Origin of the sequence: Alteromonas sp. KC3, assembly GCF_016756315.1 — a bacterium.
Lineage (GTDB): Bacteria > Pseudomonadota > Gammaproteobacteria > Enterobacterales > Alteromonadaceae > Alteromonas.
Window position 1 is genome coordinate 2,183,019 of sequence record NZ_AP024235.1, and the last position, 22,078, is coordinate 2,205,096.

At 42.2% G+C, this 22,078-nt stretch carries 25 protein-coding genes; 7 read left to right on the plus strand and 18 right to left on the minus strand.

Annotation, left to right across the window (positions count from 1 at the left end; genetic code table 11):
* Positions 1-38: 38 nt before the first annotated feature.
* From JN178_RS09860 to JN178_RS09870, 3 genes are read left to right on the plus strand one after another with little or no spacing between them, the layout of a single operon-like run.
* Entirely contained in the window at positions 39-770 is a 732-nt protein-coding gene (locus tag JN178_RS09860) for a stress protein (RefSeq protein ID WP_202265689.1), read from the plus strand.
* Positions 763-1,554 (plus strand): glucosaminidase domain-containing protein, encoded by a 792-nt coding sequence (locus JN178_RS09865; protein ID WP_159624582.1) that lies wholly within the window; start codon positions 763-765, stop codon positions 1,552-1,554. The genes JN178_RS09860 and JN178_RS09865 overlap by 8 nt, the downstream gene beginning before the upstream one ends.
* Positions 1,551-2,186 carry a DUF2987 domain-containing protein gene (locus tag JN178_RS09870; protein WP_202265691.1) on the plus strand — a complete coding sequence of 212 codons (636 nt, stop codon included), beginning with the start codon at positions 1,551-1,553 and terminating at the stop codon, positions 2,184-2,186. The genes JN178_RS09865 and JN178_RS09870 overlap by 4 nt, the downstream gene beginning before the upstream one ends.
* Here JN178_RS09870 and JN178_RS09875 read toward each other — a convergent pair.
* From JN178_RS09875 to ccoN, 12 genes are all read right to left on the minus strand, one after another.
* A complete protein-coding gene (locus JN178_RS09875; RefSeq protein ID WP_159624579.1) occupies positions 2,178-3,167 on the minus strand; it encodes a patatin-like phospholipase family protein in 990 nt (329 codons plus the stop codon). The two genes, JN178_RS09870 and JN178_RS09875, sit on opposite strands and share 9 nt — an antisense overlap.
* Entirely contained in the window at positions 3,168-4,121 is a 954-nt protein-coding gene (ttcA, locus tag JN178_RS09880; RefSeq protein ID WP_159624577.1) for a tRNA 2-thiocytidine(32) synthetase TtcA, read from the minus strand.
* 163 nt (positions 4,122-4,284) lie between these two features.
* A complete protein-coding gene (gene uspE, locus JN178_RS09885; protein ID WP_202265693.1) occupies positions 4,285-5,208 on the minus strand; it encodes a universal stress protein UspE in 924 nt (307 codons plus the stop codon).
* A 170-nt stretch (positions 5,209-5,378) separates the two neighbouring features.
* Positions 5,379-6,119, minus strand: coding sequence for a fumarate/nitrate reduction transcriptional regulator Fnr (fnr, locus tag JN178_RS09890; protein WP_159624573.1), 741 nt, complete (start codon positions 6,117-6,119; stop codon positions 5,379-5,381).
* A 51-nt stretch (positions 6,120-6,170) separates the two neighbouring features.
* Positions 6,171-6,830: a sulfite exporter TauE/SafE family protein gene (locus JN178_RS09895; RefSeq protein WP_202265695.1), complete on the minus strand. Its 660-nt coding sequence runs from the start codon at positions 6,828-6,830 to the stop codon at positions 6,171-6,173.
* On the minus strand, positions 6,817-7,095 hold the full coding sequence (ccoS, locus tag JN178_RS09900) for a cbb3-type cytochrome oxidase assembly protein CcoS (protein WP_232369743.1): 279 nt from the start codon (positions 7,093-7,095) through the stop codon (positions 6,817-6,819). Before ccoS ends, JN178_RS09895 begins: the two co-directional genes overlap by 14 nt.
* A gap of 1 nt (position 7,096) precedes the next feature.
* Positions 7,097-9,499 (minus strand): heavy metal translocating P-type ATPase, encoded by a 2,403-nt coding sequence (locus tag JN178_RS09905; RefSeq protein WP_202265697.1) that lies wholly within the window; start codon positions 9,497-9,499, stop codon positions 7,097-7,099.
* Positions 9,499-9,978 (minus strand): FixH family protein, encoded by a 480-nt coding sequence (locus JN178_RS09910; RefSeq protein ID WP_159624567.1) that lies wholly within the window; start codon positions 9,976-9,978, stop codon positions 9,499-9,501. Before JN178_RS09910 ends, JN178_RS09905 begins: the two co-directional genes overlap by 1 nt.
* A 168-nt stretch (positions 9,979-10,146) precedes the next feature.
* A complete protein-coding gene (ccoP, locus tag JN178_RS09915) occupies positions 10,147-11,100 on the minus strand; it encodes a cytochrome-c oxidase, cbb3-type subunit III (RefSeq protein ID WP_202265699.1) in 954 nt (317 codons plus the stop codon).
* Between the two features lie 16 nt (positions 11,101-11,116).
* Positions 11,117-11,278, minus strand: a complete 162-nt coding sequence (locus JN178_RS09920; protein ID WP_131094652.1) for a cbb3-type cytochrome oxidase subunit 3 — start codon at positions 11,276-11,278, stop codon at positions 11,117-11,119.
* Position 11,279: 1 nt separating this feature from the next.
* Complete coding sequence (gene ccoO / locus JN178_RS09925) at positions 11,280-11,885, minus strand: cytochrome-c oxidase, cbb3-type subunit II (protein WP_159624563.1); 606 nt, start codon at positions 11,883-11,885, stop codon at positions 11,280-11,282.
* A 15-nt stretch (positions 11,886-11,900) separates the two neighbouring features.
* Positions 11,901-13,334 carry a cytochrome-c oxidase, cbb3-type subunit I gene (ccoN, locus tag JN178_RS09930; protein ID WP_159624561.1) on the minus strand — a complete coding sequence of 478 codons (1,434 nt, stop codon included), beginning with the start codon at positions 13,332-13,334 and terminating at the stop codon, positions 11,901-11,903.
* 312 nt (positions 13,335-13,646) lie between these two features.
* Between ccoN and JN178_RS09935 the strand changes: the two genes are divergently transcribed.
* On the plus strand, positions 13,647-14,042 hold the full coding sequence (locus JN178_RS09935) for a hypothetical protein (protein WP_232369744.1): 396 nt from the start codon (positions 13,647-13,649) through the stop codon (positions 14,040-14,042).
* 66 nt (positions 14,043-14,108) lie between these two features.
* On the opposite strand, the gene bfr (JN178_RS09940) is transcribed toward JN178_RS09935, so the two are convergent.
* The 3 genes from bfr (JN178_RS09940) to JN178_RS09950 all read right to left on the minus strand — a co-directional run bounded on the left by bfr (JN178_RS09940) (position 14,109) and on the right by JN178_RS09950 (position 16,757).
* On the minus strand, positions 14,109-14,576 hold the full coding sequence (gene bfr / locus JN178_RS09940) for a bacterioferritin (protein ID WP_159624557.1): 468 nt from the start codon (positions 14,574-14,576) through the stop codon (positions 14,109-14,111).
* Complete coding sequence (bfr, locus tag JN178_RS09945) at positions 14,576-15,052, minus strand: bacterioferritin (protein ID WP_202265703.1); 477 nt, start codon at positions 15,050-15,052, stop codon at positions 14,576-14,578. The genes bfr (JN178_RS09940) and bfr (JN178_RS09945) overlap by 1 nt, the downstream gene beginning before the upstream one ends.
* A gap of 133 nt (positions 15,053-15,185) precedes the next feature.
* Positions 15,186-16,757 (minus strand): cation:proton antiporter family protein, encoded by a 1,572-nt coding sequence (locus tag JN178_RS09950; protein ID WP_202265705.1) that lies wholly within the window; start codon positions 16,755-16,757, stop codon positions 15,186-15,188.
* A gap of 289 nt (positions 16,758-17,046) precedes the next feature.
* Between JN178_RS09950 and JN178_RS09955 the strand changes: the two genes are divergently transcribed.
* On the plus strand, positions 17,047-18,678 hold the full coding sequence (locus tag JN178_RS09955) for an FMN-binding glutamate synthase family protein (RefSeq protein WP_202265707.1): 1,632 nt from the start codon (positions 17,047-17,049) through the stop codon (positions 18,676-18,678).
* Between the two features lie 28 nt (positions 18,679-18,706).
* Here the strand turns inward: JN178_RS09955 and JN178_RS09960 are convergent, their stop codons facing one another.
* A complete protein-coding gene (locus JN178_RS09960) occupies positions 18,707-19,171 on the minus strand; it encodes a c-type cytochrome (RefSeq protein ID WP_442859681.1) in 465 nt (154 codons plus the stop codon).
* Between the two features lie 150 nt (positions 19,172-19,321).
* On the opposite strand from JN178_RS09960, the gene JN178_RS09965 reads away from it, so the two are divergent.
* Positions 19,322-19,744 (plus strand): universal stress protein, encoded by a 423-nt coding sequence (locus tag JN178_RS09965; RefSeq protein ID WP_202265711.1) that lies wholly within the window; start codon positions 19,322-19,324, stop codon positions 19,742-19,744.
* 153 nt (positions 19,745-19,897) lie between these two features.
* Positions 19,898-20,266, plus strand: a complete 369-nt coding sequence (locus JN178_RS09970; protein ID WP_202265713.1) for a diacylglycerol kinase — start codon at positions 19,898-19,900, stop codon at positions 20,264-20,266.
* On the opposite strand, the gene JN178_RS09975 is transcribed toward JN178_RS09970, so the two are convergent.
* Together JN178_RS09975 and JN178_RS09980 are read right to left on the minus strand one after the other, a co-directional pair.
* Complete coding sequence (locus tag JN178_RS09975; protein ID WP_202265715.1) at positions 20,263-20,628, minus strand: hypothetical protein; 366 nt, start codon at positions 20,626-20,628, stop codon at positions 20,263-20,265. The two genes, JN178_RS09970 and JN178_RS09975, sit on opposite strands and share 4 nt — an antisense overlap.
* 224 nt (positions 20,629-20,852) lie before the next feature.
* Entirely contained in the window at positions 20,853-21,941 is a 1,089-nt protein-coding gene (locus JN178_RS09980; RefSeq protein WP_202265717.1) for a tyrosine-type recombinase/integrase, read from the minus strand.
* Positions 21,942-22,078 lie beyond the last annotated feature (137 nt).

The following is a 22,078-nucleotide window of genomic DNA, read 5'->3' on the forward strand; positions in this document are numbered from 1 at the left end:
AATCCAACGGTTTTAACAAGTTCGCTAAAGAGAGTTGTGTGAAAGAAGTACATCCAGACCGTCTTAGTCAAACGTTAGCAAAAGCCTATGAGTTCGACATTAAAGCACTTTTGTCAAAAGCTGCGCGCTTGACGAAAAGCAATTTTGGAACCTTACTGCAGGGCAGTGTAGTGCTGTTTCTAACCTTTGTTGTACTTGGTGTTTTTGCACAGCAATACATTACTGTCCATGATGATGGAACGTACATCTTCGAGCACCAATCTATTATTGAAATTGCCGCTATATGTATCGTCGCGCCACTACTGACGGGTCTATACATGATAGGTGTTACCCAAGCGCGTGGTCTTAAAACCTCGGTTTTTACTATTTTTCAGTATTTCCCTTTATTGTTTTTGTTAGCGTTGACGCAACTTGTAAACAGTATTCTGGTACAACTTGGTTTGGTGTTACTCCTGCTACCAGGGATCTATTTCTATATAGCATCATCGTTTGCGCTTATGTTGGTTGCCGATAGAAAAATGACGCCCATAAGCGCAATTATTTTGTCGTGTCGCGTATTTAATGCCTATTGGTCTCAGATTGCTGCTGTTTTTGTTGTGTTTACACTACTATTCATAACGGCACCACTTACGTTGGGATTCTCGCTTATATGGGTTTTGCCTTTTTATTTTAGTATGATGGGCTTGCTCTATCAGGAACTGATTGGGGAGCAGGGCCAACGCACGGACGCATCAGAAAATGATGTGAATGAGTCTAGCTTCGATGCATAAACGTGAAACATTAAAAATTGTACTTATCACTCTCGGTGTTCTTGCCGTTATTGTGATAAACGCCATAATTTTTACTGAAGATGAGCCTGATATTCTCGACGTGCCCCAATCTGTAGAGGCAAAAAAGCCGGTACCAGATTTTTCTCAATACACCGATGTTAAGGAAAAAAAGGCGGCTTTTTTTTCTTATTTACGACCAGAAGTCGAAAAGCAAAATGCCTACTTGTTAACGTTAAGGCACTACGTTCAAACACTTTATCGCAAAGCGCTCGCCAATGAGCCTTTAAGCGATGATGATGAAGCGCGTATAGTATGGTTAGAAGAAGAATACCGCGTTAAATCTAACCAACCGCTAAAGACGAAACTGTTAGCCCTTTTACAAAAAATAGACGTGTTACCCGTTGAACTTGTTCTCGTACAAGCTGCTAATGAGTCAGCTTGGGGAACGAGTCGCTTTGCTCGCAAGGGGTATAATTTTTACGGACTGTGGTGTTTTTCGAAAGGCTGTGGCTTTGTGCCTAGTCAACGAAACGATGGTGCATCTCATGAAGTTGCCAAATTCGACAGTCTTTCTCGCGCTACGTATACCTACATGCGTAATTTGAACCGTCATGATGCCTATGAAGATTTACGCGAAATTAGAAGCCGATTACGAGCTAACCAAATTCCTATTACTGGTGTTGCGTTAGCCGAAGGGTTGATGAATTACTCAGAGCGTGGAGCCGCTTACGTCGAAGAGCTTCAAACTATGATCCGATTTAACGAGGAGTTTTTAACCGAATGATACGCGCCGCACTATTACTGGCTTCATCACTTGTATCAGGCTTTACTTTCAGCGAAACCATTGATGTTGAATATAGCCGTTTTTACAGCCATATTAAGAAATTAGATAACGAGGATACCCAAGCGTTACAGTTCGCTTTTGGTTTTATCCGAGTTGGTGAAGGTCGCTTATGCGGAATTGAGCAAGCTGAGATTGTCACCGACAAGAAAAAAATGCCGCTGGATGTGAGCGAAGAAGGCCGCTTTACTGTGCCAGCTGAAAAAGCACTAAAGTTGGCTAATGCGCTGGTTAGAATTTCACTAGAAGAACGGGCTAATGTGTGCGATATGTCAGTGCAGTTGGAAACTAAGCCTGAATATTTGAAACAGTATTACACCAAAGATGAGCTCGACTTCCTCTACGAACAGTATGCTGCTTTTTTTAACGAAATGGGAAGTTTCCTGTCGTTTATGATGCCCTCAGTTAAAGGGTTAATGGTGCAATTTAACGATAAACACCTAGATTTCGTTACTCCACAAGGTGTTAAGGTTAATAATGGTATTATGCAGTTAGATGAGGAATGGCTAAAAGACGCTAAAGACCTTACGCTGCCTGAAGCGCCGTTAAGAATTACCGCTATGGCTTCAAGTTAGAAGCTGATACCTAATTTGTTCTGCTATTCGGGCGATAGTTTCTTCGCCCTTTGTGCATAACTCTTGTGCACGATGAAATTCCATGATCCCCACATCGGTAAGTTGAGGCTCAATAAGTATATCGGGTGGATCGCCTGCTAAACGCGAACGTGTAACGCGTGCTTGAAGGATATCAAGCGAGCTACTCATCACACTCATGATACCTGGTGGGTTACTTTTCTTTGCTTTTGCGGGCACTTCAGTCACTTCTTCTTCAATTTTTTCAATAACTTCTGAAGCTATTGATTCATCAGTGACAACAGTTGGCTCTTTTTCTTCTTGCTTACTATCGGGTGAAAACCATTGCTTCAACACATTTTGACTTTTGGTAAAAAAGTCTTCTGTTTTACGTTGATTTTCTTCATGATCATGACGTAACTTTTCAATCATTAACGGACGAAAATCTGCATTGAGGTTTACCGCAATAACAAAATCCGCACCTAACTGTCGGCACAGATTGACAGGAACTGGATTCACAACAGCGCCGTCAACAAGCCAGCGATCGCCATGCGCAACGGGCGCAAACAGGGCGGGAATTGCACATGAAGCCTGAATTGTGTCGCCAATGGGACCAGAGTTAAACACGACTTCGCGGCCCGAATATAAATCGGTTGCGACCGCGGCGAAAGGTTTTAGCATATCTTCGTAGTTCTCAACACAAAACTCGTTAGACAGCTTATCAAACACCTTTTGACCGCTGGCAATTCCACCACGTCGAAGGCCTACACCCATTAGCGCCAACACTTGCCAGTCACTTAACGAGCACGCCCATTCTTGTAACTCATCCAATTTTCCACTTGCGTAGGCAGCACCGACGTATGCGCCAATAGAGCAACCTGCAACGACATCTATCTTAACACCGAGTTTTTCCAGTGCTTTTATAATACCGATATGGGTCCAGCCTCTTGCTGCACCAGCACCTAACGCAAGTCCTATTTTCATTTATCGCGGTTCCATTATATTGACTACTTCGATAGTGTTGTCATTATCTAGTGCGCTCTCATCTGCACTTGTATTAAAAGAGGGTTGATCAAAACCGATATCGCCATCTTCTACCGGGCCATCTTGCGTGGTAATTGATTTAAAATCGTATAAATTGCTGTCTACCAAGTGTGAAGGTGCCACGTTTTGCAGCGCCCGGAACATAGATTCGATACGACCTGGAAAGCGACGATTCCAATCTTGCAACATGGCTTTAATATTCTGGCGCTGTAGGTTCTCTTGTGAACCGCATAGGTTACACGGAATGATAGGAAACTCTGCTGCCTGAGAATATTTTTCGATATCTTTTTCAGTGCAATAGGCTAGTGGGCGAATAACAATGTGTTCACCGTTGTCGCTAACAAGCTTTGGTGGCATCGATTTTAGTTTACCGCCATGAAACATATTTAAAAAGAAGGTTTCTAGCATGTCATCACGGTGATGGCCTAGTGCAATTTTAGTTGCTCCTAATTCTTTCGCAGTGCGATACAAAATACCGCGACGCAAACGGGAGCAAAGAGAGCAGGTTGTTTTACCTTCAGGAATTTTATCTTTAACAATTGAATAGGTGTCCTCTTCGACGATTTTGTAATCGACACCAATGCTATCTAGATACTCAGGTAAAATATGCTCCGGGAAACCGGGCTGTTTCTGGTCTAGGTTTACGGCAACAATATCAAAGTGAATAGGCGCAATCTTCTTTAAAAATAAAAGAATGTCGAGCATGGTGTAACTGTCTTTACCGCCTGATAAGCACACCATTACCTTGTCATTATTTTCAATCATTCCAAAATCGCCAATGGCTTTACCCACATTCCGGCGAAGGCGTTTTTGAAGTTTGTTGAAGTTGTACTTTTGCTTACTTTGCGTCGCATTTAAAGGCGCCGCATCAGCACCATTTGTGCCTAGACTCATAATTAACTAGCTTGGTTTGTAATAAAAGGCACATTATACAATAAAGCACCTTTTCGAAACCATGCCTGCGTGCGGTAATTTATTCGCTATTGTTTACTCAGAGCTCTTGTTCGTTCAGAGCTCTTGTTCGGTTAGCATATTGACGTCCTACTTTGCACAGCAGTTAGTTTGCCAACGGTGATATAAAACCGTCGGGCTTGAGTGCCAACACATCGCAGTTCAGTTCATCGATAACATGTTCTGCAGTATTACCAATCAAAGCGGCTGAAATGCCAACTCTGCCAACTGTGCCGATGATAACGAGTTCTGCATCAATGTCTTTTGCAACCATGGGAATAACCTTTTCTGGTAATCCTTCTTTAACCACGCATTTATTATCAGGTACACCATATTTAAGCGCGTGGGCGCGCATTTCTTTCTGATGGTGCTGCTTAACCGCATCATGATAAGTGTCAGGGTCGAACTCAGGGACTTCAATAGCAATATTTAGCGGAGTTGAAGGGTAGCTGTTAACAAGATTGACATTCCCTTTTAAAAGCGACGCATAGTCGTTGGCAATAACGGTAATTTTATCATTGAGCGCGGCATGTTCGTCGTCTTCAGTACCTACGTTTACAGCAGCAATAATTTCGCCACCTTCTGGCCAATCGTGCTCTTTTACCAATAATACTGGACGAGGGCATTTACGCATCAGGTGCCAGTCTGTGGGCGTAAATATAACGGATGCCAAGTCATCATGTTTCTTAGTTGCTTTAACCACTAAATCGATTTGATTGTCCAAGGCATAATGAATAATTGATTCATAGGCGCGATTATTCCACTCAACAACAATATCAGTTTCTCCATAGCCTTGCTTGTGAAGCTCTCCTGATAGCCATTTGGCGTGTTCGTTAGTGACCGCGTCGCGCATTGACTCTCTTTCATCAGGGCTAAGCATAGTGGTCATGTCATAAGAGAGATCGTATACCACCATCATGGCTGTTACTGAAGCGCCCAATTTTGACGCTAATTCGTAGGCCCTGCTTAAGGCAGGTTGGGTGTCTCGCTCGGCATCAACAACAGCAAGGATGCGTTTGTACTCAATCATAACTACCCCTTATAAACAAAAGCTTAGTATTTAGTTTTATAAATAAGTTGGACGCTTAAGGTAAGTGTAAACGACAATACTAAAAACGTTAGTTGTTTTAGATCAATAAATAAAAAAGGCGCTTACAAAGCGCCAATCTTAATCTTGTTATCAGTTGCTGATTAGGGTTCCTAACCGTTACACACAACGCTGGGACCGTTAAGCGCTTCTAGTTTTGTACTAAGTCGATCAAAATCTAAAATAGTAATAAGCTTGCCATCTACCTTGATAATACCGTCTTTTTGGAAGCGACTTAACAGTCGACTTATCGTTTCGATGGTCAAACCTAAATAGTTACCTATTTCATTACGTGTCATTGTTAAGTGAAACTCTCTGTGTGAAAAACCACGTTCTTCAAAACGTTGAGACAAATGCGAGATGAAATATAAGAGACGCTCTTCGGCTGTGCGTTTATTTAACAGCATAATCATATCGTGATCTTGCTTAATTTCCGCACTCATGAAGCTCATAATCTGGTGACGAAGTTTTGGAAATTGTACTGACATTTCATCTAACGTTTCGTAGGGGAGTTCGCACACCATTGCGGTTTCAAGAGCCTGCGTGTAGCTTTGATGCTGATTTTCACGTAGTGCATCAAAGCCTATGATATCGCCGGGAAAGTGAAAACCTGTAATCTGCTCTTCACCTTCTTTGTTTGTAACAAAAGATTTGAAAGAGCCTGTGCGAACAGCAAAGAGTGAACGAAAGGTATCGCCAGTTTGGATAAGCGTATCGCCCTTATGGAGTGGTTTTTTACGCTCAATGATGTCATCAAGAGACTCAATTTCTGTCTTATTCAATGCCACTGGTAGACATAAATGACTGAAACTGCAGTTTTGACAATGTATAGAGAATTGGCTTCCTTTGCTCATAAATGCTAACTCACAAATTACAGGGTTTACTTTATTATGATACCGCAAGATTTAGGCGATTGCGCGATAAATCAGATAAACAGCATATATAGCCATTATGCTCGCGATCCCTTGTCTAACCAATGTGTTTTTAAATCCTGAGATCAACCATTGGCTACCCAAACTTGTCGCAATCAGCGTGGGCAAGGTGCCTAATCCAAAGAAGAACATAATTGCGCTACCTTGCAAGGCACTGCCAGAAGCCAATGACCATGTTAAAGTTGAATAGACTAACCCGCACGGTAACCATCCCCAAATGAAGCCGTAGGGAAAGGCGCTCAGCGGCGTTCTAAATGGTAAAAAACGTTTAGAGTAAGGCTGTATTTTTTTAAATATCCCGTTGCCCAACCGTTCTAGTTTGGTTAAGCCTGTATACCACTGCCCGAGATAGCATGCCAACAGCAGCAGCATGATGCCGCTAATCAGTGAAAGTGCATAATTCGCGAGGGGAATATAATCTGCGGCAATTTTTCCAAAAAAACCAGTTATACCGCCTGCGATGGTATAACTGACAATGCGCCCAATATTATAAGTCAGGGTATAGGGGAAGGGTGAAACGCCTTTTGGGGTAACCATTCGTAGTGCGGTGACAATACCCCCACACATTCCTACACAGTGAACGCCGCCTGCGAGCCCAATGAGAAAGGCAGAGAAGTAATTAATGCCTTCCATGAGTCTCGTTTTCAGGTTGATTGACTGATGTTTTCGCTGTGTTCGTGTGTCTAGATAAGTGAGTTATTTCTTCTTTTTCTTGCAGTTTCTTACGTTGTTCTGCAAGTTGTTTTTCCTCTGGCGACAGATCATCATCAAACAAAATACTGTAGCCTTGACGGTCGAGGTCTTCAAACTGATTGGACTTTACAGCCCAAAAGAAAATAACGATAGCGACGGCCACGATAATGATGGCGATGGGTATAAGGACGTAAATAATGCTCATGCTACTTACTCAATAGTCGGGTTGAGTTTGTCACCACAATAATAGAACTTAGTGACATGCCTACCACAGCCATCCAAGGTGAAAGCAAACCAGATACAGCAAATGGTAGAATCAGAATGTTGTAACCTACAGACCAGCCAATATTTTGCCTAATTTTTTGTTTTACTTGCTTGGCGGTGGTAATTAACTCTGGAACAGAAAGTAATTGATCGCCAAGTAAGATAACATCGGCGGCGGTTTTTGCTACATCCGTTGCATTACCCACCGCTATAGCAACATCGGCGCTAGCTAATACTGGTGCATCATTTATACCATCCCCCATCATCATCACTTTTTTTCCGCTGGCTTGCATTGCCTGTACTTCGTGAAACTTATCTTCAGGAGTAAGACCACCTTTCGCAAGCTGTATGGGGAGGTGCTGTGATAGGGTATCTACATTGTGTTGGGTATCACCGCTAAGCACAATAAGTGAGTTATGCTTCCCAAGGGCATTAAGGGTGGTTTTGGTGTCTTTTCGTAACGTATCACTGACCTCAAATGCCCCTAAAAGCTTCCCGTTAACAGTGAGATACACGTTTGCGTTTATTGGAACAAGCGCAGTGTCGACTGCTACAAATGATGCACTTCCCATCATAAATTGTGCGTTATTTATCACACCGGTGATACCACCCCCTGGTGTAACAGTAAATTGTTCAACTTGATGAGGCGGTTGGCCACCTGGTTCGCTCGTGGTAATAAATGCTTTGGCTATCGGGTGCTCCGAACGCATTTCTAGTGCCATTGCAATGTTCATAACGCTGTTTTCATCAACACCATCAGCAAACCAGCGTTGGGTGAGCGTAAATTTACCTTCTGTAAGCGTACCTGTTTTATCAAGGGCTATGGTGTCGATTGTGGTGATTTGCTCAAGTGCATCGGCGCGTTTTAACAATATACCTTGGCGGTTTAGTTTCGCCATTGCGCAGGTAAGCGCTGACGGTGTCGCAAGCCCTAATGCGCAAGGGCAGGTTGCTACTAGTACAGATATTGTTATCCAAAATGCATCTTCGCTACCTTGCAAACTCCAGTAGCCGTAAGTTAAACCTGCAATAACCAGTACAGCGCTAACAAAATAGCGCGAGAAATTATCGGCTAATTGCGCAGCTTTGGGTTTGCTTGCCATCGCACTCGCTTGAAGGCGAACAATTTGATTCACCAATGCATTTTTGAGTGTTTGAGAAACGGTAACCGTGAGAGTGCCATCTTGGCAAACGGTACCTCCATACACGGTGCTTTTTTCACTTTTTGAGACAGGATTAAACTCGCCGGTAAGCATAGATTCATCTACCGATGCCATACCGTCGACTACGGTACCGTCAATAGGCACTGTTTCACCGGGTTTTACTAGTACAACATCGCCTACAGCAAGTTGCTTGGCGAGACATTCACTTATTGAACCGTCTGAATTTACTTTGGTAGCCGACACAGGTACATACTGCATCATATTCGCGGATATTTGCGCAGCACGGTGACGGCTTCTATGTTCTAAAAATCGGCTAAGTAATAGCAGAAAAATAAACATACAGATAGATTCAAAATACACTTCACCTTGTTCTTGCAAAGTAGAACGAATACCTGCGAAATAAGTACCAAAAACAGCTAGGGTGACAGGCACATCCATGTTTACCGTTTTTGCACTAAGCGCTTTAACTGCACCTATGTAAAATGTGCTGCCCGAATAAAGCACAACGGGGGTGGTTAGTGTCAGTGCTACCCAATAAAAATACTGCCTGGTTTCCAACTCTATTGCGCCAAACCAGTCGAAATAAAGGCCAGTCATAAGCATCATAACCTGCATGGTCATAATACCTGCAAGACCAAGTTTTTTTAGAAAGGTCTTTTGCTCTCGCTTGTAACTGGCCTCGTGGTCATCAGGGTGAAAAGGAGACCCGACATAACCAATGCGCTTCAATGTAGTTAAAATTTGACTGAGCTTAATTTCCAGTGGTGACCAGGTGATCAACGCTCGGCGCTCTTGCACGTTAACCGCAACCTGTTTAATGCCTTCTACTTTTGAAAGCTGCTTTTCAATTAGCCAGCCGCATGCTGCGCAGGTAATCCCCTCTAGTGTTAACTGAATTTGTTTATGTTGCCCTTCGTCATAGACAAACTCCTCCTGAAGTGAAGGATCGTCATATACGTTTAACTTATCAAGGGTATCGAGGATGCTATTGTCAGATTTCTTTGCCGGCTCGGTTCTAAATTGGTAATAGTCTTCTAAGCCATTGTTTACAATAGCTTCTGACACCGCCAGACATCCGGGACAACACATATCGCGTGTTTGCCCCAATATAACAGTATTAAACTGGCCTTGATCGGAACTTGCTATAGGCAAGCCGCAGTGATAACAGTCGTGCTGTGACATTATGGATTAAACTTTATAGTGCCAGAATAGGGTAGGTTAAGCGTATTTTGAATTTTCCAGCTCTCATCAAAAGGTGTAAGTGAAACGCGCCACTTACCATCCATGTTTTGCTCAATAAAACCGCGGTAAATACCACTAGCATCTCGACTTAGTAATACACTTATGTCTCTTTCTTCCAACGTTACGTGATAAAAACTGAGCTTTAACGCATTGCCTTCTTGCGGTATACCAGAATGAAACTTAAGGGCGATACTTCCGTTATCAATAGTTAAGTCTGTAGTGATATTACGCTTTCTAGCTAACGCTTCTTTATCTAGCGTTGCGTTAATGGCTTTACCTTCTTTGTAGTAATCGTCAACAACCAAACTATCTTCTGTTGAGATAGCAAGTTTTAGAAGTACACCTCCCATAATAAGAGTGACGATAGGCACGGCGATAAGAAACCACGGCCAGAATTCTTTATACCAAGGTCTGTTCATTGATAAAGGTTCTCGTATTTACTGCTAAACAACATATTCATTGGCATTTTCAATTGAACAAAAAACAACGGGAAACACCTGTAAATATGCTTTTTATATCTCTGTATTTTCTCATAAAAAAAGCCTCGTGGTAACGAGGCTTTTTGCGATATTTAATGATTTAAATCATTAATCGTTCGATAGGCTGTAAACGTATGCCGCAACTACGTGAATTTTGTCATCACCCAAGGTTTTCTTGAACGAAGGCATTACACCATTACGACCGTAAGTTAGTGTCTCTGTAACCGCTCTGTGGCTTCCGCCGTATAGCCAGATATTATCTGTTAAGTTAGGAGCACCAAGCATTTGGTTGCCTTTACCGTCCATACCGTGACACGCTGCACAGGCCGCAAAGCGGGCCTTACCTGCGTCAGCAAGTTGCTGATCTACTTCACGACCACTTAGGCTAAGTACGTAGTTTACGACTTCTTCAATACCGTCTTCACCCATTGCATCAAGCCATGCTGGCATTGCTGCTTTACGACCAAGCGTAAGAGTTTCAACAATTTTCGCACCCGAACCACCGTACAACCAGTCATTGTCAGTGAGGTTAGGGAAGCCGCCGTTTTGACCGCGGGCATCAGAACCGTGACACTGAGAGCAATTTTGTAGGAATAAACGCTGACCTACTTTGTTTGCTTCAGGATCTTTAGCCAGTTCTTCAACCGGAACTTTCGCATAGGCTTCGAAGATCGGGTCGAACTTCTCAGCAGCAAAATCTAACTCGCGGTCGTACTCAACCAGTTTACCTTGCTCTTTCGCTTCAATACGCGCTTGTACCGATTCTTCAATCGACTGCACGTTTTGGTTAGAGCTTCTCCAGCCCAGTACGCCTTCCCACGCACCCAAACCAGGGTAAAGTAATAGGTATAGGAAACCCCAAACGATGGTCATGTAGAACATAATTGTCCACCAACGAGGAAGTTGGTTGTTCAACTCCTCGATACCATCAAATTCGTGCCCCATTGACTCACCTTCTGGCACGCCTGTCTGATTCGATAAGCACCAGCGCAGAAGGAAGTAGCAACCAATGATTAACCCTAGGGTTATCACTGAAATCCAAATTGTCCAAAACATACTCATGAGTTCAAGACTCCTGCTAATCTTCTTTTGATTTTTCTTTTTCTTCGTCTGCAAACACTAGGTTTGCGGCTTCATCGAACTTTTTCTTGTTGTGGCTGCTGAACGCCCACCACACAATGCCGATGAAGCAAACAAAGACGATGACAGTAAAAATGCTGCCTACAATTCCCTGATCCATACTATTTCAAGTGTGTGCCAAGAGACTGTAGATAAGCAATAAGGGCTTCCATTTCCGTTTTACCCTGTACTGCCGCTTTTGCTCCCGCAATATCTTCGTCGGTATACGGAACGCCGAACCCACGGAATACTTCCATTTTGTCAGCTGTTAACTCGCCATCAAGCGTGTTTTCCGCTAGCCAAGGGAAACCTGGCATATTCGACTCTGGTACTACGTTACGCGGGTTTAGCAGGTGAACACGATGCCACTCATCACTGTAACGACCGCCTACACGTGCAAGGTCAGGACCAGTACGCTTAGAACCCCATAGAAAAGGGTGTTCCCATACTGATTCACCAGCAACACTGTAGTGACCATAACGTTCTGTCTCAGCACGGAACGGACGAATCATCTGGCTGTGACAACCAACACATCCTTCACGGATATAGATGTCGCGACCTTCAAGTTCCAGTGCAGTGTATGGACGTAAGCCTTGTACCGGTTCCATTGTTTGTTGTTGAAACATCAACGGCGTAATTTGAACCATGGCACCAAAGCTGATTGCAATAAGAATCAAAACAGTTAGTAGGCCAACGTTCTTTTCAATTAACTCATGTGGATTTTTCATTATTCGTCTCCTTAATTACGCTGGCTGAGTCGCTGGATCTGCAGCGATACTGCCTTTAGGGGCACGAACGGTTTTCCAAGTGTTGTAGGCCATAACAAGCATACCCGCAACAACGAAACAACCACCAATGAAGCGAACCACGTAAAACGGCTTAGAGGCTTCTAATGACTCAACAAAACTGTACGTTAGCGTACCGTCTGCGTTAACTGCACGCCACATTAGACCTTGAAGTACACCAGACATCCACATTGCTACGATGTAAAGTACTACACCGATTGTTGCCAACCAGAAATGTACGTTTACCAAACGGGTGCTGTACATTGCAGGCTGACCGAATAGCACTGGAATTAAGTGGTAGATAGAACCAATTGATACCATTGCAACCCAACCCAATGCACCAGAGTGTACGTGGCCGATAGTCCAGTCTGTATAGTGAGACAGAGCGTTAACGGTTTTGATTGCCATCATTGGACCTTCAAAGGTAGACATACCGTAGAAAGACAATGAAACAATAAGGAAACGCAATACAGGGTCAGTACGCAGTTTATGCCATGCACCTGAAAGCGTCATAATACCGTTAATCATACCACCCCAAGACGGAACGAATAGAATAACTGACATCACCATACCGAGAGACTGTGTCCAATCAGGTAGAGCAGTGTAGTGAAGGTGGTGAGGACCTGCCCAGATATACAGAGAAATCAACGCCCAGAAGTGAACGATTGAAAGTCTGTATGAATAAACCGGGCGACCCGCTTGCTTAGGAACAAAGTAATACATCATCCCTAGGAAGCCAGCAGTCAGGAAGAAACCTACCGCGTTGTGGCCGTACCACCACTGCATCATGGCGTCTACAGCACCAGCATACAATGAATACGATTTAGTGAAAGAAACCGGAATAGCCATGCTATTACCAATGTGCAGAACTGCAACGGTAAGCATAAAGGCACCTAGGAACCAGTTCGCAACGTAAATGTGCGAAACTTTACGGATTACTAGGGTTCCGAAAAAGTTGATGATATAAGCGATCCAGACCAGTGCCAAAAGAATATCGATTGGCCATTCTAGTTCAGCGTATTCTTTTGAGCTGGTTAAACCAAATGGAAGGGTTACAACAGCTAAAACGATAACGGCTTGCCAACCCCAGAAGGTAAATGCGGCAAGTTTGTCACTGAACAGTCTTACCTGGCAGGTACGCTGAACGATGTAGTACGACGTTGCAAATAGCGCACAGCCGCCGAAGGCAAAAATAACGGCGTTAGTGTGCAACGGACGCAAACGTGAGAATGTTAGCCATGGTGTGTCAAAGTTAAGCATAGGTGCAAATAATTGCGCAGCAATAAATACCCCTAGGCCCATACCAATGATACCCCAGACTATTGTCATGATGGTAAATTGCCTAACTACTTTATAATTGTAGTCAGGTTGTGCTTGGCTTATTTCACTCATTTTAATGAATCTTCCACTTCAAATGAACTATGGTTTCCAACTGCCAAAATAGTGCGGTATGACGCCTATTAAAATAGGATTAGCGCTTCACACCGAGCTTGGAAAGAGTAATAATTATTGTCTCCAAGCCAGTTGGTACGCGGATGATAAGGTTTTTAATTACAAAAAGATACCATAAACTAACTAAGCTTGATCTCAGTCAATGAAGAAATACATAAAATTTAAGAAATGCTAAATAACGATAACAAGAAACGATCAAATTTTTTACATTTGCAACTGCCACTTCTCACGATATTAGTCGTGGCAGGATGTGTGTATTTAGCACATAAGTTTCAATCAACCGCGTATACAGATACTAATGTAGTCAATGGAATCAGAAATAGCTGTAATTTCGTTAATGAAACGTGCGAATTTAATATTGATGACCGTATTGCTATAGCCCATTTTTCTGTCAAGCCTGTTCCAGAAGAGTCGATTACGCTTTCTTTGACCGTTCCATCGGGTGTTGAAATTGAAAGTGCCTGGATTGAAGGCGTGAACATGTATATGGGTAAAATACCCGTCCTTTTAGATTCTGACAGTGATACCAAATGGTCCGGTTGGTTTATGTTGGGTAGTTGTAGCGAACCCGTAATGCGTTGGCAACTAAGGTTAAATGTAAAAGGGCAAAACAAACCTAACTATCTTTATTTTGTTACGCAGCAGTAGTTATAACGTGTTAAAAAAACGGCTAGCCTATGCTAACCGTTTTTCATTTATTCTGCGCTCACCAATTTACATTTGAGATTGTAAGTAGTTTGCAAGACCAATGCGCTTAATTAATCCCAATTGCTGTTCTAGCCAGTGTGCATGGTCCATCTCTGTGTCGTCTAGCAACACAATAAGCATATCACGCGTTACGTAGTCTTTTTCGGTTTCACATAATGCGATAACTTCACGCAATTTTGCATCAACTTCGTACTCAACGCGTAGGTCACTTTCGAGCATCTCTGGCACGTCTTTACCGACCTTAAAGCCAGTGCGTTTGGTCATGTCTGGCGTGCCTTCAAGAAACAGCATGCGTTCAATCAACTTTGTTGCATGACCGCGCTCATCATCAAATTCATGATCAATTCGCTCGTACAACTTATTGAGACCCCAATCTAAGTACATTTGCGAATGAATAAAATATTGATCCATTGCAGCAAGCTCATAAGAGAGTAGCTCGTTTAAGCCGTTAATGATTGCTTGGTTACCTTTCATTAGTCATCTCCCATTACTTGCGCTTGTAGGTAGTTTTCAATACCCATTGCATCAATTTGATATTCTTGCGTTTCTATCCAGTCTAAATGCTCTTCTTCATATTCAAGAATGTCTTCTAGCAGATCGCGAGATACATAATCTTGCTTTTCTTCACATAACGCGATTGCGTCTCTAAGAAGAGGCAACTGTTCTTTTTGGAATCGCGAATTGCATGACAACATCTCTAGCGTATCTTCACCAATGTACAGCTTTCCTAATGCCTGCAAATTAGGCAGCCCTTCAAGAAACAAAATTCGTTCGATAAGGTCATCCGCTTGCTTCATGTCCTTAATCGACTTTTTATAGTTTTTCTCGTTTAATTCTGAAAAACCCCAGTTCTTGAACATGCGCGCGTGCAGAAAGTACTGATTTATAGAGGTAAGTTCACTTGTCAGTACTTCGTTTAATTTCGCTACAACTTGTTTATCACCTTGCATTGTGTAAACCCTTAGTCATTATTTGCGTTAAGTCTAGTGCTTAAAATGGCGAATGTCAAAAAAACCATATAAAACATATATTTATAAACGATAACGTTTCTCAATTCATCCATTGTTCGCATTTAGAACTGCATTACCGTTGCGAATGAGCATAGGCCAAACTTTCCTCTGCAAAGCCGAGACCTGCTTCAGTGAAGAAGTTAAAGACCTTATCCACTCCATTTTCTAACAAAGAGGATACTTCGTCTTCGTAGCGTGCAATTGCTGCTACTTTTCCAGTGTAGCCTGCGTTTTTCAATTGGCGTGTAATATTGATAGAGTCTTGAATTGATGGCAAGGCAAGTAACACAAGTTGAACATCCTTAATATCTAAATTATCCCAAAGATCGATATCTTCGCCGTCACCACAAATGACATTGAGACCTTCGTCTGCAAGTTCTTTAATTTTTACTCTATCAGCATCCATGCCCCATACGTTTACATCAGTCAGTTTAGATAAAGCATTGAACGCGCCGCGTCCAACACGTCCCATGCCCAGTACCAAAAACTCAGCATTATGTAATGTAGGGTAAATGTCTTCTTTTAAACGTCTGTTTTTCTCAAACCGTTTAATTTTTTCTTTGTAACGATGGTATAGAGAGTGTGAGGTGCGATATAAAATACTGGTAATAACAAATGAAATTGATACAGAAAGCGCTATAACAACTAGCCATGTATTGCCCAAAAGCCCAAGTGACACAGCGAGCGTGCCAACAATAAGGCCAAACTCACTATAATTAGATAGCACTAGACTACTGAGATACGAGGTGCGTCCTCTTAAGCGCAAAGAGGTAAATAGGCCGAAGAACAGCAATGCTTTAATTGGAATAAGCAAGCAAAACACCAGTGCCATCAACATCATCGTAATGTCGGGCAGTGCTGTCAGACCAATAGTTAGGAAAAAGCCGATTAGAAATAGATCTTTGAAACTTAATAGTGACTTAGCGAGTTCCGAGGCTTTTTCATGTTGTGCCAGCATTATTCCGAAAATTAGCGCGCCCAAATCACCTTTAATGTTTACCAGTTCAAATAAATGATAACCACCTAACGCCAAGATAAACCCCGTGAGTGGCAGTAATTCACCGTGTCCCGATTTATTAATCATTTTCTTGATAAGCGGCATGGCAGGAAAGAGTGCAAGTAGCGCTAGGGCCCATACGGTAGGCAACTTGCCTGTAGCAACAACAAGGAAAACAACTGCAAAAACATCCTGCATGACTAAAATACCAATTGCCAGTCGGCCATGCCTTGTCTTACTTTCTCCGCTTTCCTCAAGTACTTTTACAACGCACACCGTACTGCTAAAGCTCAAAGCAAATGCTACTAGTGCTGCGCTTTGCCATGTTAAGCCATCTATGTAACTTGCCGCTAGCGCGCTAACGCCATAAACCACGCAGGTAATGACACCTACCCACAACGCAGTGTGTGACACGCTTCCCGCCCACACTTCACGTCGACTAAGGTCGCGAATGTTTAGCTTGAGGCCGATAGTGAAAAGCATGATGGTGATACCCAAATTTGCAATTTGGGTGAGTTCATCAGTCAGACCATAGCCCGCAAAGTTTAGTAAAAAACCAGCAAGCAAATACCCTACAAGTGGCGGAATACCAATTAGTTTAACTGTTAGCCCACAAACGAAGGCAAAAAGAAGAAATGCATACTCCATGAAAACTCTTTCACTCGCTATCTATATAACATTCATTAACGCACAAGCACTGCAACGTAGCACAAGTACATCATAATTTGAGGAATTACCGTTTAATTAGACTAGCATGTAATGCCAACGTGAGGCATCTGTTAGTCAGTTTTGAATGGCTAAATTTGGCGCCTCATGGTTATGCGTAACCAGAAAAGGCAGGAAGTGGTGCAAGAATATGGACGTTTCGTTGTATAAACAAACTAAAACGTGGCAATTTATGTAAGTATAAGTTACTGCACTTTAATAGGGATATCTTATGCGGACCACCATTTTATCTGTATTGGTCTTACTCGTTATAGTTAACGTTGTTATTGGTTTCTTGTGGAGTCCAATATGGTGGTTTTTGCTCTTGTCGGCAACGCTTCTGTGCTTTGCAATATATGATGTCTTCCAAACTAAGCATGCTATTTTAAGAAACTTTCCGCTTATCGGCCGGGTAAGATGGACTGTTGAATCGCTTAGACCTTACATCCAGCAATATATTATTGAAACAGACACTGGTGGTGCCCCAATCTCGCGCATGTTTCGGTCAATTGTTTATCAACGTGCTAAGAATAGCCGCGAGACCATTCCATTCGGTACTCAGCTAGACACCTACAAAGACGGATACGAATGGATAGGTCACTCGTTATCAGCCCGTGATATACAAGATATGGAAGCGAACCCCAAAGTCACAGTGGGTGGGCCGTTATGTAAAAAGCCCTACAAAGCGAGTGTGTTGAACATTAGTGCAATGAGTTTTGGCAGTTTATCGAAAAACGCTATACAGGCGCTTAATAAAGGTGCTGCAAAAGGTGGCTTTTATCACAACACCGGAGAGGGCGGTTTAACACCATACCATCTTGAAAATGGTGGCGATATTGTGTGGCAAATCGGTACCGGTTACTTTGGTTGCCGCAACAAAGACGGTGGTTTTGATAGTGAGCTCTTTAAAGAAAAAGCCGCTTTAGACAACGTTAAAATGATTGAGATAAAGCTGAGCCAAGGTGCAAAACCAGGTCACGGTGGTATTCTTCCCGCACACAAAAACACGCCAGAGATTGCGAAAATCAGAGGCGTTGAACCAGGTACGCAAGTCGACTCTCCACCTAGACACAAAGCATTTTCTACACCTATTGAAATGATTGATTTTATCACACAACTAAGAGAGCTCAGTGGCTACAAGCCCATAGGTATAAAACTCGCTTTAGGACGCAAAAGTGAATTCATTGCGATGTGTAAGGCAATGGTTGAAAAAGGTGTTACACCAGATTTTATTACCGTTGATGGAGGCGAGGGTGGTACTGGAGCGGCACCACTTGAGTATACTAATTCTATAGGTTTTCCCCTTCGTGAAGCGCTGGCGTTCGTTGATGATTGTCTGACTGGCTTCGCAATAAGAGATCAAATAAAAATCATCGCATCAGGTAAGATAATTACAGCTTTTCAATTAGCAAAGAACCTGAGCTTAGGTGCTGATATATGCAATAGTGCTAGGGGGATGATGTTGGCCTTAGGGTGCGTTCAGTCTTTATCGTGCAACACTAACAAATGCCCAACAGGCGTTGCTACGCAAGATCCAAAACTTGCAGCCGGTTTGAATGTACAAGACAAATATGAGCGAGTTTATCGCTTCCATAAAAAAACCGTTCACGCGCTAATGGATATATTATCTTCTACTGGTCATATAAAAACGAGCGAGTTAAATCGTACACACATATTTCGTCGGGTAGACCAGAGTTGCATTGCGCGTTATGACGAAATATTTCCATTGGTAAAAACGGGAAGCTTCTTAACTGACGACATACCAGAACGCTTTAAACTGCATTTTAATGAGGCGAACTCTAATAGTTTTATGCCATGTAGCCAACTTGCGCAAATTGAAGAAGAAACAAAAGCGGTGTCCTAAGACACCGCTAGTTTTCAAGCTTTATGTACTATTCAGCTTTGTCTGGTATACGGAGTTGGTAAAGGCGGTAGTCACTGGTACGGTATGGCGTTACTTTGTATTTAGGTTGCAAATACGCGACTAAATCAATAAGTTCTGTCACCGTTAATTCGTCATTGACAATCCTCATGAATGACACTCCGTCTTCACTCGTAAAACTAGCAGGCTGGCGAGGGGTAAGCTTATGCGAAGGGTTAATAATACTTGTTACTAGTTCAGCATAAGTCTTAATTCTTCCACTGCTGCCACCTAATGGTATAGGCTTAACTAACAAGTATGTCGCGTCATCCCGCTCTTTTTCACCCGCTATTCTATGGCAATCTTGGCATTGGTATTTTTTAAATACCTCAAAACCTTTTTCCATATCCCCTTCAGGTAAACTAAAACCTCGGGGCGAGTCCGCGCCTTGTTCACAGGCCGTCAAAAACATAGTGATGCATAGGATTGTTATCATTTTATACATGTTATCCCTCATTACGTGCTGTTTAATTGTTTCTTAATTATGACGTAAAAAATCGGCGAGATATTGACCTAGCGCAACAATAGCCTCTGAATCCTTAACTATAGTATTTATGTACAAATTGAACCTAAAAAGGGGAATGTGATGCAAGGATATGAAACTATCTTAGTTCCGGTTGATGTTTACTCAGACTACGACCTTGTTGTTCAAAAGGCACTTGCAATAGCGGGCAATAGTCACAAAATACATTTACTGTACGTCGCTTATCCGCAAAGTACCATGGAACCCTATGGCCTTTTTTTGGAACGTGATTTCTCAGAAGAGGTCAGAGAGCAGGCCTTGCGCGAGCTAAAAGATATCGCACAGCGACACGACATTCCCTATACCCACGTAAATGTAGAAATAGGTAATCCGTCAGATGAAATTCATCATATGGCAGAAAAAATTGGTGCAGACCTTATCGTTGTGGGAACTCACGGTCAAAGCGGTTTACGCTTGTTGCTTGGTTCGACGGCAAACGCAGTATTACATGGTGTTAAAACGGACGTTTTGGCTGTAAAGGTATAATAACGTTAATGGTTTAAAACGCTCTGCTTAGTTTTTATAAATATATGAAAGCTATCGTTGTTTTAGACTTTTGGTAACGTGATTGTCATCTTAATAAGATAGCGTGAACAGTTATTCTATAAATGTAATTCTAGAGATGGAACTAGGAATACAATGATAACGAAACGCACTGGTTTTTCACGTTTGCTTTTTGCAACGTATTATTCGATGAAAGGTTTAAAAGCTGCATTTAAAAGTGAAGCTGCTGTTAGACAAGAACTGGTAGCAATGGTGATTTTAGTACCAGTCGCATTCTATTTAGATGTTACTCATGTAGAGCGCATACTCCTTGTTATGTCGTTATTTATAGTGCTTATCACAGAGTTGCTTAATACCGCGGTAGAAAAGTTATGTGACCACGTGAGTACAGATATTCACGTATTAATAGGCCGAGCCAAAGATATTGGCTCGGCTGCAGTATTCGTAAGTCTGACACTGGCAATCTTTACGTGGTGTTTAATACTACTGCCTCGATTTAGCTAGAGTGCTACTATTTTATCGCAGCAACTCTCTACCAGGGTACGCAGCGAACTATCGAGGTTTTTTAGGTGAGAAAAATGCAACGCGGTCTCACCACCGTTATTTATATCATTTATGGTAAAAACGACGTCGTCTTCTCGTGAAGTTACCGTTATACGCGCTCCGTTATTTCTATCTTCGCTGATATCATCTTGAACGTAAGGCACGTGAATATACAATGGTTCATTATGACTGTTTAAATAGGTTATCGCTGCTTCCTTGCTTGTGAATGGATCTTGTTTTTCAGGTTGTAATTGCCAATGTGACGAGGGAACAATCATCTCTGCCAATAACTTGCCGTGTTTAGGTTCAATTCCACTACTCATTAAAAACTCCTGTAATCTCTTTTTGCTTAACTGTGATATATACGGGGCATCTTCGTTTTAAGTTCGACTCAGTACAGCGAACAAAAACTAAATTTAAAGGGAACTCATGAATAGAGCAGGGGACATGACCATTTTGAAGATAGTTATTAACCCAAATCATGTTCAAAAAAAACTTTTATAAGTTACGCGTAACGCATCTGAAATGGGTTATGGAATTGATTATATTACCTTTTTCTTTTTTTAGATAACTTTGCCATACCGCCACGTTTAACATTAGCTTGTCGCGTATAATGACCTGGCATTTCAGGAGAGTTCCAACCTCCAGCAAGCTGTAGTTCGGGAAGTGACGCTCCATCTTCGGCTAACGAAACAGCACCTCCGACGCGGCCACTGTGTGGTGTAATGTTTTCAGAGATGTTGGCGCGTACAGCAATTCGTTTCCAAATTCGATAGACACTAGAATAATTAAGCACATTTGCTCGATGAGAAGGTACGTGCTCATCAAAAGGAAGTAATGCGGTCTTATGATTATTTACACGTCTAAACAAGATACCTTTTCTTAAGCTCCTTGTATCACTACTATGACGTGGAAGCTTGCTACTAGGGTCTGTGTTTGCTTCTGTAATATACTCATTGACCATTGTTAACGTGCTAGACGATATAAAACGATATTGACCTTGACCACTTTGATCACTCTTAGACGTAATTATCAACACTGTATTATTACGCGCAGAAATATCCTCGAGTCGAACTCTTACCAACTCATCGGCCCGTAACAACGCGTCAAACATCATGTTAATGATTGCCAGGTCTCGGAGTTCAAGTAAAGAGTCCGGAATAACGACATTGTTGATGTGTTCTACCATATCAATTGTTAGCGGGACGGCCTGTTGATGTGACATTCTATACTTTTGGTTCTCAATGAGTGAGAGCCTTATGAAGTCTCTAAGATAAACCGATCGTATGATGGGATTAGGTAAGTTGGCTATTCCCATAAATTTACTGAGGGCAGAAAGTCTACGTTTTATCGTTCGATAGGCGAGTGGTGATTCACACAGCGTGCTTACGTAACTCTTAATACAATACTCATTGCTATTAAAGTCATTCGTTAAACCTGGTAAGCCTTGTTGTGAGCAGTAAAGTGAAAACTCATTGTAATCGCTGATGTAAGCTCTTTGTGTGTTAAAAGGAAGCTTTGAAAAGATATCTCTATAATAGTCACTCACTTTAGCGTTTTGATTGCTAACTGCTTGCGAATTTAATGCACCTTGAACGTGGTTGGCTAATAGATTATAAATCGGTTTCTCTGACATTGGTGTAAATGCAGCTATATTATTGTTTTTAAGGCATATTCACGCATGATAACTGTAATTATCATGCGTGAACGGTCAAAAGACTGGTACTTAACGTCTAAAAGATTTCAGGTATTAACCTGATTGCGCATACTAGC

Bases quoted from the DNA above. Each gene is read 5' to 3' on its own strand.
- ccoP (WP_202265699.1), bottom strand. From the start codon at position 11,100: ATGAGTATGTTTTGGACAATTTGGATTTCAGTGATAACCCTAGGGTTA.
- JN178_RS09950 (WP_202265705.1), bottom strand. From the start codon at position 16,757: ATGGAGTATGCATTTCTTCTTTTTGCCTTCGTTTGTGGGCTAACAGTT.
- JN178_RS09920 (WP_131094652.1), bottom strand. From the start codon at position 11,278: ATGGATCAGGGAATTGTAGGCAGCATTTTTACTGTCATCGTCTTTGTT.
- JN178_RS09970 (WP_202265713.1), top strand. From the start codon at position 19,898: ATGATAACGAAACGCACTGGTTTTTCACGTTTGCTTTTTGCAACGTAT.
- JN178_RS09980 (WP_202265717.1), bottom strand. From the start codon at position 21,941: ATGTCAGAGAAACCGATTTATAATCTATTAGCCAACCACGTTCAAGGT.
- uspE (WP_202265693.1), bottom strand. From the start codon at position 5,208: ATGATTGAGTACAAACGCATCCTTGCTGTTGTTGATGCCGAGCGAGAC.
- fnr (WP_159624573.1), bottom strand. From the start codon at position 6,119: ATGAGCAAAGGAAGCCAATTCTCTATACATTGTCAAAACTGCAGTTTC.
- JN178_RS09870 (WP_202265691.1), top strand. From the start codon at position 1,551: ATGATACGCGCCGCACTATTACTGGCTTCATCACTTGTATCAGGCTTT.
- ccoO (WP_159624563.1), bottom strand. From the start codon at position 11,885: ATGAAAAATCCACATGAGTTAATTGAAAAGAACGTTGGCCTACTAACT.
- JN178_RS09960 (WP_442859681.1), bottom strand. From the start codon at position 19,171: ATGATAACAATCCTATGCATCACTATGTTTTTGACGGCCTGTGAACAA.
- JN178_RS09975 (WP_202265715.1), bottom strand. From the start codon at position 20,628: ATGAGTAGTGGAATTGAACCTAAACACGGCAAGTTATTGGCAGAGATG.
- JN178_RS09965 (WP_202265711.1), top strand. From the start codon at position 19,322: ATGCAAGGATATGAAACTATCTTAGTTCCGGTTGATGTTTACTCAGAC.
- JN178_RS09895 (WP_202265695.1), bottom strand. From the start codon at position 6,830: ATGGAAGGCATTAATTACTTCTCTGCCTTTCTCATTGGGCTCGCAGGC.
- JN178_RS09905 (WP_202265697.1), bottom strand. From the start codon at position 9,499: ATGTCACAGCACGACTGTTATCACTGCGGCTTGCCTATAGCAAGTTCC.
- bfr (WP_202265703.1), bottom strand. From the start codon at position 15,052: ATGCAAGGTGATAAACAAGTTGTAGCGAAATTAAACGAAGTACTGACA.
- ccoN (WP_159624561.1), bottom strand. From the start codon at position 13,334: ATGAGTGAAATAAGCCAAGCACAACCTGACTACAATTATAAAGTAGTT.
- JN178_RS09865 (WP_159624582.1), top strand. From the start codon at position 763: ATGCATAAACGTGAAACATTAAAAATTGTACTTATCACTCTCGGTGTT.
- ttcA (WP_159624577.1), bottom strand. From the start codon at position 4,121: ATGAGTCTAGGCACAAATGGTGCTGATGCGGCGCCTTTAAATGCGACG.
- ccoS (WP_232369743.1), bottom strand. From the start codon at position 7,095: ATGAGCATTATTTACGTCCTTATACCCATCGCCATCATTATCGTGGCC.
- JN178_RS09955 (WP_202265707.1), top strand. From the start codon at position 17,047: ATGCGGACCACCATTTTATCTGTATTGGTCTTACTCGTTATAGTTAAC.
- JN178_RS09910 (WP_159624567.1), bottom strand. From the start codon at position 9,978: ATGAACAGACCTTGGTATAAAGAATTCTGGCCGTGGTTTCTTATCGCC.
- JN178_RS09875 (WP_159624579.1), bottom strand. From the start codon at position 3,167: ATGAAAATAGGACTTGCGTTAGGTGCTGGTGCAGCAAGAGGCTGGACC.
- bfr (WP_159624557.1), bottom strand. From the start codon at position 14,576: ATGAAAGGTAACCAAGCAATCATTAACGGCTTAAACGAGCTACTCTCT.